General features: G+C 63.7%; 16 protein-coding genes. 12 read left to right on the top strand and 4 right to left on the bottom strand.

Annotated features, from left to right (window positions below):
- The first annotated feature begins 32 nt into the window (after positions 1 to 32).
- The 8 genes from NN662_RS19935 to fhuB all read left to right on the top strand — a co-directional run bounded on the left by NN662_RS19935 (position 33) and on the right by fhuB (position 9405).
- Positions 33 to 1610, top strand: a complete 1578-nt coding sequence (locus NN662_RS19935) for a bifunctional 3-(3-hydroxy-phenyl)propionate/3-hydroxycinnamic acid hydroxylase (RefSeq protein WP_261932165.1) — start codon at positions 33 to 35, stop codon at positions 1608 to 1610.
- Positions 1611 to 1704: 94 nt separating this feature from the next.
- Positions 1705 to 2550, top strand: coding sequence for a fumarylacetoacetate hydrolase family protein (locus NN662_RS19930; protein ID WP_261932164.1), 846 nt, complete (start codon positions 1705 to 1707; stop codon positions 2548 to 2550).
- A gap of 117 nt (positions 2551 to 2667) precedes the next feature.
- On the top strand, positions 2668 to 3669 hold the full coding sequence (locus NN662_RS19925) for a TRAP transporter substrate-binding protein (RefSeq protein ID WP_261932163.1): 1002 nt from the start codon (positions 2668 to 2670) through the stop codon (positions 3667 to 3669).
- Between the two features lies 1 nt (position 3670).
- The gene (locus NN662_RS19920) at positions 3671 to 4255 is read left to right on the top strand and encodes a TRAP transporter small permease (protein WP_261932162.1); all 585 of its coding nucleotides are present in this window, start codon (positions 3671 to 3673) and stop codon (positions 4253 to 4255) included.
- Complete coding sequence (locus tag NN662_RS19915; protein ID WP_261932161.1) at positions 4252 to 5553, top strand: TRAP transporter large permease; 1302 nt, start codon at positions 4252 to 4254, stop codon at positions 5551 to 5553. The genes NN662_RS19920 and NN662_RS19915 overlap by 4 nt, the downstream gene beginning before the upstream one ends.
- A gap of 186 nt (positions 5554 to 5739) precedes the next feature.
- Positions 5740 to 6555, top strand: coding sequence for an ABC transporter ATP-binding protein (locus NN662_RS19910; protein ID WP_261932160.1), 816 nt, complete (start codon positions 5740 to 5742; stop codon positions 6553 to 6555).
- A 7-nt stretch (positions 6556 to 6562) separates the two neighbouring features.
- On the top strand, positions 6563 to 7447 hold the full coding sequence (locus NN662_RS19905) for an ABC transporter substrate-binding protein (RefSeq protein WP_410010994.1): 885 nt from the start codon (positions 6563 to 6565) through the stop codon (positions 7445 to 7447).
- The gene (fhuB, locus tag NN662_RS19900) at positions 7444 to 9405 is read left to right on the top strand and encodes a Fe(3+)-hydroxamate ABC transporter permease FhuB (RefSeq protein ID WP_261932159.1); all 1962 of its coding nucleotides are present in this window, start codon (positions 7444 to 7446) and stop codon (positions 9403 to 9405) included. Before NN662_RS19905 ends, fhuB begins: the two co-directional genes overlap by 4 nt.
- Positions 9406 to 9424: 19 nt before the next feature.
- Here the strand turns inward: fhuB and fhuF are convergent, their stop codons facing one another.
- From fhuF to NN662_RS19885, 3 genes are all read right to left on the bottom strand, one after another.
- On the bottom strand, positions 9425 to 10123 hold the full coding sequence (gene fhuF / locus NN662_RS19895) for a siderophore-iron reductase FhuF (RefSeq protein WP_261932158.1): 699 nt from the start codon (positions 10121 to 10123) through the stop codon (positions 9425 to 9427).
- 125 nt (positions 10124 to 10248) lie between these two features.
- Positions 10249 to 12324, bottom strand: coding sequence for a TonB-dependent siderophore receptor (locus tag NN662_RS19890; protein WP_410010999.1), 2076 nt, complete (start codon positions 12322 to 12324; stop codon positions 10249 to 10251).
- A gap of 302 nt (positions 12325 to 12626) precedes the next feature.
- The gene (locus NN662_RS19885) at positions 12627 to 13646 is read right to left on the bottom strand and encodes a LacI family DNA-binding transcriptional regulator (RefSeq protein ID WP_261932156.1); all 1020 of its coding nucleotides are present in this window, start codon (positions 13644 to 13646) and stop codon (positions 12627 to 12629) included.
- A 186-nt stretch (positions 13647 to 13832) separates the two neighbouring features.
- On the opposite strand from NN662_RS19885, the gene NN662_RS19880 reads away from it, so the two are divergent.
- The 4 genes from NN662_RS19880 (at position 13833) to NN662_RS19865 (ending at position 19109) form a co-directional block, all read left to right on the top strand.
- Positions 13833 to 14861 (top strand): ABC transporter substrate-binding protein, encoded by a 1029-nt coding sequence (locus NN662_RS19880; protein ID WP_261932155.1) that lies wholly within the window; start codon positions 13833 to 13835, stop codon positions 14859 to 14861.
- A gap of 84 nt (positions 14862 to 14945) precedes the next feature.
- Positions 14946 to 17171, top strand: coding sequence for an ABC transporter permease (locus NN662_RS19875; RefSeq protein ID WP_261932154.1), 2226 nt, complete (start codon positions 14946 to 14948; stop codon positions 17169 to 17171).
- Positions 17168 to 18253, top strand: a complete 1086-nt coding sequence (locus tag NN662_RS19870) for an ABC transporter ATP-binding protein (RefSeq protein ID WP_261932153.1) — start codon at positions 17168 to 17170, stop codon at positions 18251 to 18253. The genes NN662_RS19875 and NN662_RS19870 overlap by 4 nt, the downstream gene beginning before the upstream one ends.
- Positions 18254 to 18281: 28 nt before the next feature.
- Positions 18282 to 19109, top strand: coding sequence for an inositol monophosphatase family protein (locus tag NN662_RS19865; RefSeq protein ID WP_261932152.1), 828 nt, complete (start codon positions 18282 to 18284; stop codon positions 19107 to 19109).
- A 38-nt stretch (positions 19110 to 19147) separates the two neighbouring features.
- Here the strand turns inward: NN662_RS19865 and NN662_RS19860 are convergent, their stop codons facing one another.
- Positions 19148 to 19678 carry a lipocalin family protein gene (locus NN662_RS19860; protein WP_315972617.1) on the bottom strand — a complete coding sequence of 177 codons (531 nt, stop codon included), beginning with the start codon at positions 19676 to 19678 and terminating at the stop codon, positions 19148 to 19150.
- Positions 19679 to 19705 lie beyond the last annotated feature (27 nt).

Below are 19705 nucleotides of genomic sequence, written 5' to 3'. Positions count from 1 at the left end.
TCACCACGACAGTTTTGAGCAGGCAGTTTTCCGTGACGAACGACAAAGCAAAAACCGATCATTACACAGTCCTGGTTGTGGGCTTCGGCCCCGCCGGTGCCGTTGCCGCAGGCCTTCTGGGCAAGCTCGGCCATCGCACGCTGGTCATCGACCGGCTGGCCGACATCTACGACAAGCCGCGCGCCATCGCGCTCGATCACGAAATTCTCCGTCACCTGGACAATATGGGGATCGCCGAGGAGGTCATGCCCCATGTCGCGCCGTTCACCGCCTCGCAGCACTTTGGCGCCAAGGGTCAGCTGATCCGTCGCATCGACATGGTGCCGGAGCCCTATCCGCTCGGTTACACGCCGAGCATGGTCTTCACCCAGCCGCCGGTCGAAGCGGCCATGCGGCATCACGCGGAGAGCTTCGATTGCGTCGACGTCGAGCTTGGCGTGGAGCTGATCGGCCTGACGCACGATGCCGACGGTGTCTCGGCCGAGCTCAAGTTTGCCGATGGCCGGGTTCGGTCGGTGACGGCCGATTATCTGATTGGCTGTGACGGCGCCTCCAGCACGGTTCGCCAGCTCGTCGACTTCCGCCTGGAAGACCTGATCTTCGACGAGCCGTGGCTGGTCATCGACGTCAAGGTCAATGAAGCCGGTCTCGCCAAGCTGCCTCAGACCTCCGCGCAGTTCTGCGATCCGGCCCGCCCGACGAGCTTCGTGATGGGGCCGAAGAATCACCGCCGCTGGGAAATCATGCTGCTGCCGGGTGAAAACCCGCGCGAGATGGAGAAGCCGGAGAATGTCTGGTCGCTTCTGTCCCCGTGGCTGACGCCGGATGACGGTACGCTCTGGCGCGCCGCAGCCTATCGTTTCCACGCCCTTGTCGCCGAGAAATGGCGCGACGGCCGTGTCTTCATCGCCGGCGATGCCGCGCACCAGCAGCCGCCCTTCATCGGCCAGGGCATGTGCCAGGGCCTGCGCGATGTCACCAACCTCATCTGGAAGCTCGACCGTGTGATCAACGGCACGTCGTCCGACGGCCTGCTCGACACCTACGGGGTCGAACGCAAGCGCCACGTCATCGAACTGACCGGCAAGATCAAGGCGATCGGCGAGATGATCTGCATCCGCGACCCGGCCGAGGCGGATGCGCGCGACGCCCGCATTCTGGCCGAGGGCGGCGGCACCCCGCCGACCATCACTCGGCAGGAGATCGTTCCGCCGTTGCAGGAGGGGCTGCTTGCGGCAGCAGCCTGTCCGGCACGGGGAACGCTGTTTCCCCAACCCGTCATTCGACAGGCGGACGGCGAGCGGCTTCTGGACAAGCTCATCGGTACCGGCTGGCGGCTGATCGTTGACGGCAGGGGCGACATTGCGATGCGGGATGTCGCGGCGCTCGCCAATGAAATCGGCCTCGCTGTCGTGACCATCGTTCCACCCGGCTCCGACGGCGCGTCGCCCGGCACCCTGGCAGAGAAGGACGATGTGATTGCCGGATGGTTCGATCGCCATGGAACGCATGCCGCACTGGTGCGGCCGGACCACTACGTCTTCGCCACCGCCCGTACGCAGGCGGATCTGGTGGCGGAGCTCGGCGAGCTGAAGCGCAAGCTCGCCTGAAGAAGGATTTGCGTCGAAGCCGCGACCCGCGGCTTGGCGACAGGAACAAGACCGCGGGTTCAACAGACGGCCCGCATGCAAGGAGAGACAGAGCATGAAACTTTCCACCGTCAAGATCGCGGGACGCGTGACCTGGGGCATCGTCGAAGGCGAGACCTTCCACGACGTCGGCGAGGCGATGAAGGCAACCTATACGGACCTCAAGCAGGCCGTTGCCGCCGGCCTCGCAGGCGTCGGCGAGGCGAAGACCGGTGCTGCGACTTACCCGACATCCAACGTCGAGTGGCTGGCCGTCATTCCGAACCCGGACAAGATCCTCTGTGTCGGCCTGAACTATGAGATGCACCGCCAGGAGACGGGCCGGAGCGTCGTTGAGAATCCGACCATCTTCGCCCGCTACGCCAACAGCCAGATCGGCCACATGGCGCCGATCGTGCGGCCGAAGGTATCGAGCGATCTCGATTACGAAGGCGAACTGGCGGTCATCATTTCCAAGCCAGGCCGCTATATCAGCCGCGAGAACGCGCTGGAGCATGTTGCCGGCTACTCGATCTACAATGACGGCAGCGTCCGGGATTTCCAGCGCCATACCCATCAGTTCACGCCGGGCAAGAACTTTCCCGATACGGGTGCCTTCGGCCCCTGGATGATGACGCCGGACGAGCTCGGCGAGCTTGATCCGCTGCGGATCCAGACCCGCCTCAATGGCGAGGTCGTGCAGGACGCCACCTTCGGCATGATGATCTTCGACGTCGCCCGCATCATCGAATACTGCTCGTCGTTCACCCGGCTGGAAGCCGGCGACGTGATCGCCACGGGCACGCCCGGCGGTGTCGGCGCCAAGCGCAATCCGCCGCTGTGGATGAAGCCCGGCGATATCGTCGAGGTCGAAATCGACAAGCTCGGCATCTTGAGGAATCCGATCGGCCAGGAGGCCTGACCGGCAGACGCGACCGGCCCGATGTGGCCGGTTCGCGAAGACGGAAGACAAGTTCAAGCGACTGAATGCAACCCCGGCCGTCGATCGGCGGCCATTCATGACCATCGGGAGGATGAAATGAACAGATATCTCGCAGGCGGCGTTGCCGCGATCACGCTCCTACTCGCCGGCATGGCGCCGGCGTCGGCCCAGACGACGCTCAAGGTGTCGAGCTTCCTGCCGCCGAACAACGCCTGGCAGAAGGAGCTCGAGGCCTGGGGCGAAGAGCTCAAGGAGAAGTCCAAGGGCGAACTCACGCTTCAGATCTTCCCGGCCGCGCAGCTCGGCCCGCCGAACCGCCAGTATCAGCTCGTCACGAATGGTGTCGCCGACATCGCCGTCATCCTGCACAGCGCGACGCCCGGCCGCTTTCCTATGACGGAGCTTGCCGGCCAGCCGCTGACATTTCCTTCGAGCGGCAAGACCAGCGAGATCATGTCTCGGCGCCTGACGGAACTGGCACCGGAATATCTGGCTGCCGAGCATCCGGAGACGAAGATCCTCTGGATGGCGGTCACGCCGCCCTTGAAGCTGCACACCACCAAGACGGATGTGACGACGGTCGCAGACGTCAAGGGCCTGCGCGTGCGCTATGCCGGCAAGGTGTTCCAGGAAATGCTGGAAGCCTTCGGCGCCGCACCGCTGCCGATCCCGCCGGGTGAAACGGTCGACGCGCTCTCGAAGGGTGTCGCCGATGGCGCGATGTTCCCCTATGAAGCGACGAAATCCTTCAACCTTGGCTCGGTCGTGAAGTATTCGCTCGAACCGGGTCTGGCGTCAGCCACCTTCGCTCTGGTCATCAACCAGTCGGTCTTCGACGGCTTGAGCGCCGACGACCAGAAGCTGATCGAGGAAACGACAGGCCCCGCCCGCGCCGAGGCTTTCGGTCGCCGGTGGGATGCGAGCGAGGCGGACGGTCGCCAGTACATGGTCGACAACAACGTCAAGATCGAAACCCTGACGGACGAGCAGCTGACGCCGTTCAAGCAGGCCGTCGAGCCGATCGTGAAGAAGGCCGTCGACGCTCTGGATGCGGACGGAAAGCCCGGCAGCGCTTTCATCGAAGCCTATACGAAGTAACATGACACACCGCGTCGCCCTGATCGGGCGGCGCGGTTCGATACTGCGCGAGGAGGCTCAGCTAATGTCACTGTCGTCAGCCGGATTTTCCCGGCTTCTGGAGCGGTATTTTCGCCTGCTGCTCGTCATCCCCATCCTTGCGCTTGTGGCGATGATGCTCACCACCGTTGCCGATGTCTTCATGCGCTACGTGTTCAACGCGCCGATCCGCGGCTCCTATGACACCGTCGAGATCTGCCTGCTGGTCAGCATCTATTTCGCACTGCCCGCAGTGATCCTGGAGGGCCACCAGATCGTCATCGACCTGATCGACGGTCTCGTGCCCGCAAGGCTCGTCAAGGTCATGAAGTCGGTTGCGGCGATTGCCGCCGTCGTCGTGCTCTGCTTCATCTTCTGGTCGATGCTGAAACCGGCGCGCGACGCCTATGACTTCGGCGACATGAAGCTCGAGTTGAACTTCCCGGTGTGGATCATCTGGGTCATGGCGCTGTTCGGCCTCTTCAACAGCATCATTGCAGCGATTGCGGTCCTCTTCGGGGCAGGAACCCCGGACACTGGATCGGTGGAAGCCGAGGGTGCCCTATGAGTGCGTCGCTGATCGGTCTGTTCGTCGTCATCTTCATGTTCGGCATCCTGTTCTTGAGGATGCCGGTCTGGCTTGCCCTGCTGATCTGCGGCATCGTCGGCAACACCTTGCTCTCGCGCCTGTCGGTCGCGGCTGCCGTCACCGGAACCAACGCTTTCGACACGGCCTCCAATTACGGCCTGTCGGTCATTCCTCTCTTCATCCTGATGGGTGAGGTGGCAACGAACAGTCGTCTCTCGGCCGAACTCTTCAAGGCGGCTCGCGTCATCCTTTCCGGCATTCCCGGCGGTCTGGCCGTAGCCACGATCGGCGCGTCCGGCGCGTTTGGCGCCGTGTGCGGATCGTCGGTCGCGACCGCCGCGACCATGACGCGGATCTCGCTGCCGGAAATGCGCGAAGCCGGCTATGACGACGGCCTTGCCACCGCATCGGTTGCCGCCGGCGGCAGCCTCGGCATCCTGATCCCGCCGTCGATCATCCTGGTGATCTATGCGGCGATTTCCGAGCAGCCCCTGCCGCAACTGTTTGCCGCCGCGCTGCTGCCGGGCATTCTGTTGATGCTGCTCTACATTCTCGTTGCCCTGATCGTCGCCAGACGGAAGAAGGACAATGTGCCGGTCGATCCGCCGGCCAGCCTCAAGGCCCGCTTGCTGGCGCTGAAGGACCCGTGGCAGTTCCTCGCACTGTTCATCGCGACGATCGGTGGAATCTATGCCGGCGTCTTCTCTCCGAACGAGGCCGCGGCCGTCGGCGCCTTCGGCGCGATCCTGCTTGGTTTTCTCGGCCGCCGGCTGACCTGGCAGGGGCTGACCCATGCGCTGAAGGTGACGGTGATAACCAGTTGCGTGCTATTCACGATCATCATCGGCGCCACGATCTTCGCAAACTTCATCGTCCAGACGAAGCTGCCGGATCTGCTGCTTGCCGGCGCCCAGGCGCTGCATCTGGCACCATGGGCCGTCATGGCGCTGATCATTCTCATCTACATCCTCATGGGCTGCTTCCTCGAAGGTATCGGTATGGTGCTGATCACGGTGCCGGTTTTCCTGCCGGTCGTCATGAGCTTCGGCTATGACCCGATCTGGTTTGCGATCATCGTCGTCATCGTCGTGGAACTGGGCCTCATTCATCCGCCGGTCGGCATGAACCTGTTCATCATCCAGGCGCAGGCGCCCGACATCAAGATCAAGCAGCTTTACGTCGCGATCCTGCCCTTCCTGCTGGCGCCGTTCGCGCTGATCCTGCTGCTGTTCGCCTTCCCCCAGATCGCCCTCTGGCTGCCTCGGCTGCTCTATTGACGTTCGGCTCTCTGCCGTGACCGTTGGAATGGAAGGCCCTCGTGTTTGCGAGGGCCTTTCTCGTCAGACTTCTTCGGGTTGGCTGCGGTCTACGCGGTGAAAATCTGCGTGTTTATACTTGATAAAAATAATCATCTTTAGTAGGTGCCATCCATCAATGCCGCTGAGGCGACAAGGAGCGCACGCATGCCAGCTATCGACGATCCCGCCCGGTCCGGGGCGAAGGCCCCCATCGCCTTCGAGGTCGAGGGGCTCGGCTACGAGGTCGAGGGACGCGCAGTCCTGGCAGATGTCTCGATCGCCTTTCAGCCGGGCATGATCTCGGCGCTGGTCGGACACAACGGATCGGGAAAGTCGACGCTCCTGAAGCTGATGGCACGCCAGATCGTCGCGTCCCGCGGCCAGATCCGCATTGACGGCTGCAGCGCCGCCGACGTCGGAGCCCGCGCATTTGCCCGCTCCGTCGCCTATCTGCCGCAGGACCTGTCGACCGCCGCCGGCATGACGGTGAAGGAGCTCGTCGGATGCGGACGCTATCCCTGGCACGGAGCGATCGGACGCTTCACCGAGACCGACCGGCAGAAGGTCGCCGAGGCGATGGAACTCACCGACGTGGTGGACATGGCCGACCGGCTGATCGAGACGCTTTCCGGCGGCGAACGACAGCGCGCCTGGATTGCCATGCTGATCGCCCAGGACAGCCGCTGCCTTCTTCTGGATGAGCCGACCTCGGCGCTGGATATCGCCCATCAGGTCGAGGTGCTGTCGCTCATCCGCCGGCTAGCGCATGAGAAAGGCCTTTCGGTCGTCATCGTCCTGCACGACATCAACATGGCGGCGCGCTATTGCGACGCGATCTATGCGCTGAAGCGCGGCAGGCTGGTCGCGGCCGGCAAACCCGTCGACCTGATGACCGGCGGCACGCTCGAAGACATCTACAATATCCGCATGGATGTCATCAGCCATCCGACGCAGTCCATTCCGCTTGCCTATGTTTATTGAACGCGGCATGCCTCACATGCACCGGCGGACCTTCATGGCCGGGCTGGCCGCCGGTCTCTTGCAGGGGGCATGCCCTCTTTTCGCGGCAGAGGCGCCGCGCATCGTCAGCCTCGACTACGGGCTGTCCTCGACGCTTCTGTCGCTGGGCGTCGTTCCGGCCGGCATTGCCGATCTCGCCGACTGGCATATCTGGGTGGTCGAGCCGGAGATGCCGCCGAGCGTCGTCGATCTCGGCGCCGCGATGCAGGTCAATTTCGAGGTGCTGGCGGCGCTGAAGCCGGACCTCATCCTGACGACCCCCTATCTCGAACAGCTCAAGCCGAAACTCGAGACGGTCGCGACGGTACTGCAGCTCGACATCTACGCGCCGGATGGTGGCGACATCCTGCCAAAGGCAATTGCCGCGACCCGGAAGCTCGGGGCGGCGATCGGCAGGACGGCGGAAGCCGAAGATTTCATCGGCAAGGCGGAAGCGACGTTCGACGCCTGCAGCGCGCGCGTCAATCGCGCCGGACCGCGCCCGCTTGCGCTCGTCAATCTTCTCGATGCCCGCCACGCACGCATCTATTCCTCCCCCGGCCTCTACGACAACGTGCTCGCCCGCATCGGCATTCCCAATGCCTGGACGGACAAGTCGAACTATTGGGGTTTCGACACGATCGGGATCGAAGACCTCTCGAAGGTCCGTGATCCCGAGGCGCGGCTGATCATCTTCGAGCCGGTGCCGCCGGACGCCTTGCCCACGCTGGCTGAAAGCCCGCTGTGGAATACGCTGCCATTTTCCCGGCCGGGCGGCTACGCGATCCTTCCCGGTGCCCTGATGTTCGGCATGGTCAACGAGGCCGTCCGCTTTGCCGGGCTCGTGACGGACTATCTGGAAACCGTATCATGACGATCAGGAGCAGTTTCGGGCCGGCGATGGTCACGGCGCTCAGCAGTGTTGCGGCGCTGCTCGTAGCCTGGCTCTTGACCCGGGCGGATATGTCGAGCGCCGGCGGCGGCTATGACATCGGCCATATGGTTCTTCTCTATTCCACGCTGCCGCGCATGGCGACGGCGTTGATATGCGGGGCGGCGCTGGCGCTTTCCGGGGCGCTCTTCCAGCAGGTGCTGCGCAATCCGCTTGCCTCTCCCACCACGCTTGGGATTTCCTCCGGCGCCAATCTCGCTTTGGTGCTCGCCATGCTCTACATGCCGGGCCTGTTAGGTTTCGGACGGGACCTTGTTGCCCTCGTCGGCTCGGCCGTCGCGGCGGGGCTCGTCTTCCTGCTTGGCGCCCGGCGCGGTTTCTCGCCCTTTGCCCTGGTCATGGCGGGACTTGTCATCAGCCTGTGGTGCGGCGCGCTTGCCGCCGTCCTGACGCTCCTCAACGAGCGTTACCTCGTCAGCCTGTTCATATGGGGCTCGGGCTCCCTGTCGCAGCAGAGCTGGGTCATCCCGCTGTCGCTTTTGCCGAAGGTCGGCGTCATCGCGCTTCTGGCCGCCCTGCTTGTGCGCCCCTTGACGCTGATCGAACTGGGGGAGGCGGGCGCGACGGCGCTCGGCCTCAGGATCGGAACCTTGCGTTTCGCCGCGGTCCTCTTGGCCGTGGCGCTCGCCGCCTTCGTCACCAGCGCCGTCGGCGTCATCGGCTTCATTGGCCTGGTCGCGCCGACGATTGCAAGGCTCTCTGGCGCGCGGCGACCGGTCGAGATTCTCGTGTGGTCGACGCTGATCGGAGCCAGCCTGCTGTTCCTGACCGATGTCTCGGTCATGTATCTCGCCGGCGCGATGTCCGATTTCCTGCCGACGGGCGCGGTGACGGCCGTCTTCGGGTCACCGCTCCTTCTTCTGCTGCTGCCGCGGCTGAAGAGCCGTCACAGGCCAGCGGAAAGCGGCGTGCGACAGGCGCAGCGCCGTTCAAGACCGCGGACCATCATCGTGGTCGCAGCAGCGATGACGCTGCTGATTGCCGGCGCGGCGCTTGTCGTCGGTCGCCTGCCGGGTGGCGACTGGGCGCTTCTGTCCCACGACCTGTTTTCCACGCTTGGCGGCCTGCGCCTGCCGCGCATTGCCGCTGCCTTCCTCGCCGGCGTCATGCTCGCGGTGGCTGGCGTCATCCTGCAGCGCCTGACCGGCAACGAGATGGCGAGCCCTGAAGTGCTGGGCATTGGTGCCGGCGCGACGCTTGGCGTGGCCGCCGGCCTCTTCGTCGTCATGGAGCCGAGCGTCGGTCTGCAGCTTGCCCTGGCGTCCGCGGGCGCGCTGACCGTGCTTGCCGCCATCTTCCTGATCACGCTACGGTCGGGGCTGGCGCCGGAGCGCGTCCTGCTCGGCGGCATCGCGCTATCGGCGATGGTCGATGCCATCGTCGGCGTGCTGGGTGCTACCGGCGATCCGCGCGCCATGTTCCTCCTACGCTGGATGAGCGGCTCGACCTACGCCGTGGAGGTTCCGACCGTGTGGGTCGTCACGCTTTGCGCGGTGCTCCTGCTGACCGCGGCCCTAGTCTTCCATCGCTGGCTCGATCTTCTGCCGCTTGGTCCCGCCGCCGCCTCTTCGCTCGGCGTTTCATTGCCGACCGCACGCCTGACGCTTCTTGCGATCGCCGGTCTCTTGAGCGCGGCCGGTACATTGTGCGTCGGGCCGCTGAGCTTTATCGGGCTGATGGCGCCGCATGCCGCCCGGGAAATCGGCCTCAAGGGCGCGCGGGCGACGACCGCCGGCGCTGCGATCATCGGCGGCGGATTGATGGTGCTGGCCGACTGGGCCGGCCGCACGATCGTGTTTCCGTATGAAATACCGGCCGGACTGGTCTCGGCCCTGATCGGCGCACCGTTCCTGATCCTCCTCATCCGCCGGCGCGGCTAGAGGAGCATCGGTCCGGGGTTCAGCCGTTCGCCGCCGCCTTGCCCTCGGGCACGGGGCAGATTTCACCGCAGCCGCCGACGCAGGGCACGGCATAGCGCAGGCAGCAGATGCGGCGGAAGCCGAGGAGATCGCCGCTTTCCGCCGTCTCCATGCGGATGGTGCGGACCATCGGGTTCTTCCAGCCGTCCGGCCACTGCGGCTCCTCCAGCAAGGCAAGGCCCTCCGTCGTCAAGGCCGGAGCGGCGCCATAGGAACGGCTCATTTCCCGGACGATCCATTGCATGTAGGCGTTGGCGTTGGTCCAAAGAACCTTGCGGCCAAGCCCTGACTGGGCGGCGATCTGCGGAATGATCTCGTCCAGATGATCGCGGATCGGCGCCCGCATCGCCGCGTATATGTCGGCTTCGGGACGATGACGCCCGGCATCCGGCAGCAGAAATCCCTTGGGAACGCCGCTGGACGGGTCGAGCAGGACGTCGACCTCACCGGCGCCGAGCGGCAGCATGCGCCTGAGCTCCAGCCAGAACAGAAGTGCGCCGATGCCAAGCGCGCTGAAATAGAAGTGGGTCCAGAGCGAGACAAGCGCGCGCCGGTCGGAGCCCGGGTAGGAGGCAGCGAAGCGATCGATGACGGAGGTGAACCGGTCAGCGGAAAACAGCGCGCGGCAGGGTACCCGATCCGCGTCGCCGGGGTCGTCCAGCAGAAACGCTTCTCCCATATCAGGGTAACGCCCGGCGGTTTCCGCCCGTAACATCTCCGAAAGGCCGTGACGGGCGGCCGCCTGAAGAGGTAAGGCCGCCCTGTCATACCCCGGGTTGTGGTCTCCCTGAGGCATCTCCGCTTCTACCACGTGTACTTCAGGGAGCCGTAGATCTCACGGCGATCGCCATAATAGCATGTGCCGTAATAGCAGGTTGAGGCGTACTTCTCGTCGAAGAGATTGGTGACGCTGACCTTCAGGCTGACATTCTCGGTGACCTTGTAGTCCGCCCACATGTCGAAGACGACATGTCCGTCAACCTTCACGGTGTTTGCATCGTCGCCATAGGTGCTGCCGATGTAGCGCACGCCGCCGCCGAGCGTCAGGTCGCCACGCCGGTTCTCGCCGGGAATGGTGTAATCGAACCAGGCGGAAGCGATGTTCTTGGGAACGCGCGACGGCCGGTTGCCGACATTGCCGCCGGTACCGTCTTCCAGGATCTCCGCGTCCCAGTAGGAATAGGCGACCGAGAGGTTCATCCGGTCGGTCAGCGCGGCCTTGCCTTCAAATTCGACGCCCCGCACGCCAACCTTGCCGATCTGGCGCTGCACCGACGGGCTGACATAGCTCGGCACGTTGGTCTGTGTGAGGTCGAAATAGGCAAGCGTGAACAGCCCGTCGAAGGAGTCCGGCCGGTACTTCACGCCGGCCTCATATTGCCGGCCCTCCTGGGGCTTCAGGGAGCCGTCGACGGCATAGCCGTTGGCAGTCGCCGAGACGAGCGGCTGGAAGGATTCCGAATAGTTGGCATAGAGCGACAGGCCGTCGGTGACCTTGTAGGTCAGGCCGACCCTCTTGGTGAAGGCGCTGGCGGTGTCATGATCGCTGGTTCCATCCAGCAGATAGTCGGCCTTGGTGTCGATATGGTCGTAGCGCCCGCCGAGCGTCAGGATCCAGCGGTCGTCGAAGGTCAGCTCTTCCTGGCCGTAGATGCCGACGGCCTTCTGGTCGACGATCCAGTTCACATAAGGAGCTGGATGGACGCAGGATCGTCCGCAATAGACCGGGTTGAAGATGTCGATTCCGTCAGCCGTTCCGTAGAAGATATTCTCGTGGGTGCGGTCATAGGTGAAGTCGATACCCGCCAGCGTCTTGCTGTCGACTGCGTTCCAGGACGCGTCATATTCCAGCTGGTTGTCGATGGCGAAGCGGTTGGACTGGCCGTAAACGGCAAAGGACGTGCGATCGTCCGACGGATTGGTCGTTCCGCCGTAGACCTCTTCATAATTGAGCCCGACATGGGTGAAGCGGGCGTTCTGGCGGAATGTCAGACCGTCGGTGATTTCGTGCGTGAACTGGTAGCCGATATCGGCCTGCTCGGTGTTGAACTTGTTGTAATCCGGCTCTCCGAGGAAGGACGTGGTGTCGATGTCGACGCCCATCGGATAGCCGCGCGCGCCCGTTCCGTTCCGCTTCGAATAATCGGTCAGGATCGTCAGCGACGTGCCCTCTTCGGGACTGATGGTCAGGGCCGGCGCGATATAGAGGCGGTCGTCGTTGGAATAGTCGGTTCCCTGGTCGCCATCCTGGGCGAGGGCCGTGAAGCGGTATTTCCAGACACCCTCATCGTCGATCGGTCCGCCGACATCGACGCCGGCTTCGGCATGGTTCTTCCCGAAGGTCGTATAGGCCTCGGCCTGGAACTCGTCCGGCGGACGCTTGGTGATCGCGTTGACGAGGCCGCCCGGACCGTTGAGCCCGAACAGGGTCGAGGTGGAGCCCTTCAGAATGTCGACGCGCTCCAGGCCGTAGGGTTCGACGCGGCTTGCCGTAAACCAGGCCGGGATGCGCGCCGAAAGGCCGTCGCGATAGGTTCCGAGCGCCGTCTGGTCGAAACCACGGATGCGATAATAGTCGTAGCGATCGTCCGAGCCGAACTCGTCGGTGGAGACGCTGGACGTATAGGCGAGGACGTCCTGCAGGTTCTGGACGCCGCGCTCCTGCATTTCCTTCTCGGTCACCACGGATACGGAAGCCGGGACGTCGGCAATATCCGCACTGGTCTTGCTGCCGGTCGTGGTTTTCCTCACGACGACCGTCTTTGCCGGATTGTCGTCGTTGCCCTGGATCGTAATCTGCTCCAGCACGGTCGTGTCGTCGGCATGGGCGACCAGCGGCGAGACCGAGAGGGCCAGCAGCGCCATGCCGGCCTTCACCATCGCCGCCGAGGCTGCCGGCCGCTGGTTCGTAAAATCAATCTGTCGAGAGAAATATCTGAAATACATTCGTCACCCCATTACGCAGAAGTCGGTTGCCAGGACGAACCGTCCGCCACCCTGGCGGGCGCACGTTTATAAACTTAACAAAAGGAGTCAAGTTTATTTGGTCGCTTTCCCGCGAAAATGTTCTGTCAATATCAAGTGCGACCTGGGGGTGACGAAGATCTCCCGGCGATCGGCGAATTGCCGAAATCCACCGCAAGGCGGATCGCAACCACGGAGCTTTGCGCTGATGAGCGCTGCTATTTTGGCGTCTGGGTCTGCGGGGCGCGAATGGAACCGCGCCAGATGAGCTCGGCATTCAACCTGAGCGGTTTCGACGGTTCGTTGGGGCTGCCTTCCAGCCATTCGACGGCTGCATCCGCGATCCTTGCGATGGGCTGTTCGAATGTGGTGAGGCTGTAGGATCCCCATCCGGCCTGCTCGATATTGTCGAAGCCGGCAATGCAGAGATCCTGCGGCACTGACAGCGAGAATTGCTGGCGCGCGGCATCCATGAAGCCGCAGGCCACGAGGTCGGTGACGCAGAAGACGGCGTCCGGCGGCGCGTCGAGCGTCATGAGGCGCTGCGCCAGAACCCGGCCGGACTCGTAGCTTGTCGGTCCATGCCGCATGACCGACACCTCGACGCCGGCCCGTTGGGCTGCCGCCAGGAAGCCGTTCTCGCGGGCCATCAGGCTGGGCGTGCCGGCTTCGGAATTTGCAAAGGCCAGCCTCTTGCAGCCGGCTCTCAGGAAGGCCGTCAGAATGCGCTGCGCCGCCTCCGCGTCGTCGAGATTGATGCGCAGCGGTCCCGGCTGGTCATCATCGCGGTTGATCAGCACCAGCCTTTGGCCGCTGCGCAGGCACAGCTGGGTGATCGATTTGTCAGGCATGCCGGACAGGATGATGGAAGCGTCGGCACGGTAACGGATCGCCTGCCTGAGCGCGAGGTCAACGCTGCCGTCGGAGCGGTCGGTGTTGATCAGCATGGCGACCTTGCCGGCGTCCTGCAGGCGTTGCGTGAGGCTGCTGATCAGCGCCGAGCGATAGGGCGTGGCGATTTCCGAAACGATCAGGCAGACGATGCCGCTCTCGTTGCGCATCAGGCCGCGTGCCAGCTGGTTGACGTGGTAGCCGAGCGCATCGGCCGCAGCCAGCACCTTGCGCCGCGTATCATCCGAGACGCTGGCGCCCGGCGTGAAGGTGCGCGACACCGCCGAGCGCGACACGCCCGCCTTTTTCGCCACATCCAGCGCGCTGACAAATTCCTTCCGCGTCACCGCGATCTCCCCCTGACTGTGACAAAGTCTGTACGTCTTTGCACGAGAGTGCAATCGTCTGGAAGTGGTATGAGTGTGAATTTTTTATGACAACGCATTGACAGGCATTTTTATCTCATGCAGCATTTGCACACGCTTGCAAAGAGGCGGGCAGCGTGGAGGCGCTGCACTTACAAGGAGGAAATCATGGGTTCGCTTAAACTGGCTGCGGCAAGCTTTGCCGCGGGGGTAACTTTCTATGCCTACGCCGCCCAGGCGGAGGGTACGCTCAACCTCATCTGCTCGGCCGACGTGGTCATCTGCGAGATGATGACGAACAGCTTCGAGAAGGAAACCGGCATCGACGTGAACATGGTTCGCATGTCGTCCGGCGAATCCTACGCCAAGGTGCGCGCCGAGGCCCGCAATCCCAAGACCGATATCTGGTGGGCCGGCACGGGCGACCCGCACCTGCAGGCCGCATCCGAAGGACTGACGCTCGAATACAAGTCGCCGATGCTCGATCAGCTGCAGGACTGGGCGCAGAAACAGGCGGAAAGCTCCGGCTATCGCACGGTCGGCGTCTATGCCGGCGCGCTCGGCTGGGGCTACAACACGGACATCTTCAAGCGGAAGGGCCTGAAGGCGCCGAAATGCTGGTCGGACCTGACCGATCCGTCGCTCAAGGGCGAGATCCAGGTGGCCAATCCCAACTCGTCCGGCACCGCCTACACGGCGCTCGCCACGCTCGTCCAGATCATGGGCGAAGATCAGGCATTCGACTATCTGAAGAAGCTCAACGACAACGTCTCGCAGTATACGAAGTCCGGCTCGGCGCCGGTCAAGGCTGCGGCACGCGGTGAAGCGGGCCTCGGCATCGTCTTCATGCATGACGCCGTCGCACAGGCCGTCGAAGGCTTCCCGATCACGGTCGGCGCACCCTGCGAGGGGACGGGTTACGAGATCGGCTCGATGTCGATCGTCAAGGGCGCCCGCAACCTCGACAATGCCAAGAAATGGTACGACTGGGCGCTGTCGGCAGACGTGCAGTCGCACATGAAGGACGCCAAGTCCTTCCAGCTGCCGTCCAACAAGAATGCCGAGGTGCCGAAGGAGGCCCCGAAGTTCGAGGACATCAAGCTGATCGACTACGATTTCAAGACCTATGGCGATCCGGCCAAGCGCAAGGCGCTGCTGGAACGCTGGGACAAGGAAATCGGCGCCATCGCCAACTGATGTCGGCTTGAAACATTGCGGCACACCGCGTCACGGGCGCGGTGTGCCCGAACTGGAATATCGACGGCCTGGGACGAGATTGACATGACGCAACAGAACCGCCGACTGGACTTTGTCATCGCGCTCGCGGCCATCGGTTTCCTTCTTCTTCCCTGGTACAGGATCGAGAACGGCTTCTTCGGTTTCGGCTGGATTGCCCGGTACCCGGGTGACAGCGCGGTTGCTCCCGCCATCCTGCAGGTTTTCTCTTTCGGCCGGCCGTGGCTTGCCATTGCCGCTGTCATCGCGCTCTGCGGGCTGTCCGCCCGCCTTCTGAAGGATCCGCTGGTCCGCAGTTCGCTGATGGTCTGGAGCGGCGTTATCGGAATCGCTTATCTCACCTTCGAGGGGCTGGCGATCAGCTTTGGCGGTTGGAGCTGGACCTTTCTCGAAGCCATGTTCGGCGCAATGGCCGACGGCCAGCCGTCAATGGGGGCGGGGGCCGTGGTGCTCGGCATCGCCTTTGTGCTGATGTTTGCCTTCGGCCTTGCGGAGCGCGGCGTGATGAAGGGCGACGCCTTCGTGGTCGGCGCGATCAGCATGCTGGTCTTCCTGGTGGCGATCTTCGTCTTCTATCCGATCGGCAGCATGTTCGTCGGCGCCTTCCAGGATTTCGACGGCTCCTTCAATCCCGACGGCTTCATCGCGAATATCCAGGACACCTCGATCTGGTCGCTCGACTGCCTGGTCGGAGGCAACCGCTGCGGTATCGCCTGGCGCACGCTCTGGCTGGCGATCATGACGGCCGGCGGCTCCACCCTGCTCGGCCTCGCTTTCGCACTCGTCGCCACGCGGACGAATTTTCCCTTCAAGAAGGGACTTCGTCTTTTGACCATCCTGCCGATCATCACGCCGCCCTTCGTCGTCGGGCTGGCTTTGACGCTGCTTCTCGGACGCTCTGGCGTCGTGACGCAGGTGGTTGCCGACATTCTCGGCATCGAGGGGAGCCGTTGGCTCTACGGCCTGACCGGCATCTGGATCGCGCAGGTCCTGTCCTTCACGCCGATTTCCTTCCTGGTGTTGATTGGTGTCGTCGAGGGTGTCTCGCCATCGATGGAAGAGGCTTCGCAGACGTTGCGGGCCGATCGCTGGCGGACCTTCTGGAAGATATCCCTGCCGCTGATGAAACCGGGGCTCGCCAACGCCTTCCTGATCGGCTTCATCGAGAGCATGGCCGATTTTGGCAATCCGCTGGTGCTCGGCGGCAGCCATGGCGTGCTGTCGACCGAGATCTTCTTCGCCGTCGTCGGCGCCCAGAACGATCCGTCGCGCGCCGCGGTGCTCGCCCTGATCCTGCTCTGCTTCACGCTGACCGCGTTCCTGGCACAGCGGCTGTGGCTGACCGGCCGCAACTATGCGACCGTGACCGGCAAGGGCGATTCCGGCCAGCATGCCAGCCTGCCGAAATCGATTTCGATCATCGCCCATGTCATCGTCATCGGCTGGGGCATCTTCACGCTGGTCGTCTATGCTATGATCCTGTTCGGAGGCTTCGTCAAAACCTGGGGTCTCGACAACTCGCTGACCGTCGAACATTACGTCCGGGCCTTCTCGGTCGCCATCCGCGACGGTGGCATTGCCTGGACCGGAGTTGCATGGAACTCCTTCTGGACGACGATGGAAATCGCCCTCATCTCGGCGCCGCTGACGGCGGCGGTGGGCCTGCTGACGGCCTATATCATTGTCCGCCAGCGCTTTGCCGGGCGCAACCTGTTCGAATTCGCGCTGATGATGAGCTTTGCCATTCCCGGCACGGTCATCGGCATCAGCTACATCATGGCGTTCAACCTGCCGCCGCTGGAGATGACCGGTACGGCGTTGATCCTCGTCGCCTGCTTCGTGTTCCGCAACATGCCGGTCGGCGTGCGCGGCGGCATTGCGGCGATGAGCCAGCTCGACAAGAGCCTCGACGAGGCGTCGCTGACGCTGCGCGCCAACAGCTTCCGCACCATTCGCAAGGTCATCCTGCCGCTGCTGCGCCCGGCGATCACCGCAGCACTCGTCTATTCCTTCGTGCGGGCGATCACCTCCATCAGCGCCGTCATCTTCCTCGTTTCCGCCCAGTACAACATGGCGACCGCCTATATCGTCGGCCTGGTCGAGAACGGCGAATACGGCGTCGCCATCGCCTATTCCTCGACGCTGATCGTCGTCATGGTCGCCATTATCGCCGGCTTCCAGTTCCTCGTCGGCGAACGCCGGCTGAGACGCGAGAACCGCGTCCTCGCCGTGACAAAGAGCCGGCCATTCAATCAGGAGAAGTCCGCATGAGCGCCGACAAGACGCCACTCGACAAGCCCGGTTCCGTCGTCTTCGAGAACATCAGGAAGACATTCGGCGCGTTCACCGCGATTCCGGATCTTTCGATCGCAATCGAGCCGGGCCAGCTCGTGACGCTGCTCGGGCCCTCCGGCTGCGGCAAGACGACGACGTTGCGCATGCTGGCCGGCCTCGAACATCCGACGGCGGGACGCATCCTGATCGGCGGGCGCGACGTGACCATGCTGCCGGCCAACGAGCGCGACGTCTCGATGGTGTTTCAGTCCTACGCGCTGTTTCCGCATATGAGCGCGCTCGACAACGTCGCCTACGGCCTGGAATCGTCCGGCATGAAGAAGCGCGAGGCGCGCGAGCGGGCCGAAGAAGGCATGCAGCTCGTCGGCCTCGGCGGGCTCGGCCAACGCCTGCCGGCCGAACTTTCGGGCGGTCAGCAGCAGCGCGTCGCCGTCGCTCGTGCGCTGGTTCTCGAGCCGCAGGTGCTGCTGCTCGACGAGCCGCTGTCTAATCTCGACGCGCGGCTGCGGCGCAAGGTGAGGACGGAGATCCGTGATCTGCAGCAGCGGCTCGGCTTTACCGCCGTCTATGTCACCCACGATCAGGACGAGGCGCTCGCCGTCTCCGACCGGATCATCGTCATGAAGGACGGCCGCATCGCACAGGAAGGCGCGCCGCGCGATCTCTATGAGGCACCGGCCTCGTCCTTCGTCGCCGATTTCATGGGCGAGGCGAATGTGATTGCGTGCAACATCGTTTCGATCGACGACGGCAAGGCGACGGTCGAGGTCGAGGGCTCTCGTTCGCTGCTGCCGGCGCGAAGCGCGGTACCGGGACCTGCCAAGCTGGCGGTTCGCCCGGGCGCGATCCGGCTCGAAGCGGGGGCCGCCAGCGGCGGTTTCAGGGGCATGATCACGTCATCCGCCTATCTCGGCAACCATGTGGAATACGAGGTGGAGACCAGCCAGGGGCGGCTCTTCGTCGTCGACAATTCCGCCGTCATTCCCATGCCGACCTCGACCGAAGTCGCCATCCATCTCGCCGACCGGGGCATCGCCCTAATCAACGACTCGCAATAGCATTCATTCCATCAGGACCGTGACAATCATGACGACTACGACCATTTCCGGCATTGCCGCCCGGCACACGCTGGCCGAAAGCATCGGCCAATCCGCCGGCGCGCTGGCACTCGACTATTTTGAGCGCCGCGACACGCTCACGATCGAAACCAAGCGCGACCCGCAGGACGTGGTCTCGATTGCCGACCGCGACGTCGAGACGCTGATCCGCGCACGTATTTCCGAAGCTTTCCCTGAAGATGGCATCCTCGGCGAAGAATACGGCCTTGAGGCCGGCAGTTCCGGCTTCACCTGGGTTATCGACCCGATCGACGGCACCAGCCCCTTCGTCAACGGCATGCCGTCATGGTGCGTGTCGATCGCCGTTCTTTACGAGGAGCGGCCGGTGGTTGGTGTGATCGTCGCGCCGGTCATGCGGGAGGTCTATTCCGCTGCCGAAGGACGGGGCGCGACGCTCAACGGGCGGCGGATGGTGCTCGACGGCGCGAAGACGATCCGCAACGGCGTCACCGGCATTGGCGCCAACAACTACGTCTCTCCCGCAACCGTCGCCGGCATCATCGAGAGACTGCTGGAGCAGAACGGCACCTTCATCCGCAACGGTTCCGGCGCGCTGATGCTCGCCTACGTCGCCGCCGGCCGTCTCGTCGGCTACTACGAGCCCTACATGCATGCCTGGGATTGCCTGGCAGGCTACTGCCTCGTGCGCGAAGCCGGAGGCGATTTCCTGCCATTTCCGACGGCTGGCGAAAGGCTGACGAAGGGCGCCCCCGTGCTTGCCGCCGGTCCGGGAACCATGGACGACCTGACCTTCATCGCCGGTCTTCCCCGCGAAAGCGCAAGTCGCGCGTCCTGATCGCCATGCCTACCCGCAATGGACGCGGGTTCGCTTTTCTATTGCGCCGGGAACTCCAGCTTGCTGACGTCGTAGCCGAGTGATTTCGCCTTTGCGACCATGACCGCGAGCTGCCGTTTGGAGGGGACGTGGCGGGCGTATATCCAGAGGTCCTTCATGTCGGGATCGGCGCTGATGAACCATGACCGGTCGGGCGACTGGTAGCGAACCCAGTATTTGAAGGTGATGAAGAAGGGATAGTTGACCGTAAGCCTGGCGTTCGTGCTGCCGAAATCCTCGATCCGGCCATAGGCATGGACGTTGCGCAAGGGACCGTCCGGCGTGCCCTTGTGGCAGCCGTCCTCGACGGCGATCACTGACCTGTTCGACGTCGGCTTGTAGGTGGTGTAACCGGCCACGCACCCGTCGGTGATGAACATCGGCCGGCGGGCGATTTCCAGCCACGTGCCGCGATAGTGGCTGATACCGACGCGAACGACCTTGCCCCCCGCCTCTGTCGCGGCGGCAGGCAATGCCGGCACCATCAGAAAGCTGCACAGCAGTGCGGCCCATGCTCTTGTCGTGCTCATCCTGGCACCTCCCGTTGTTTCAGGGAC

The organism is Rhizobium sp. NRK18, assembly GCF_024385575.1.
Classification (GTDB): domain Bacteria; phylum Pseudomonadota; class Alphaproteobacteria; order Rhizobiales; family Rhizobiaceae; genus JANFMV01.
Note: the sequence above shows the minus strand (reverse complement) of the source record. Positions and strands in the feature narration are given on the sequence as shown.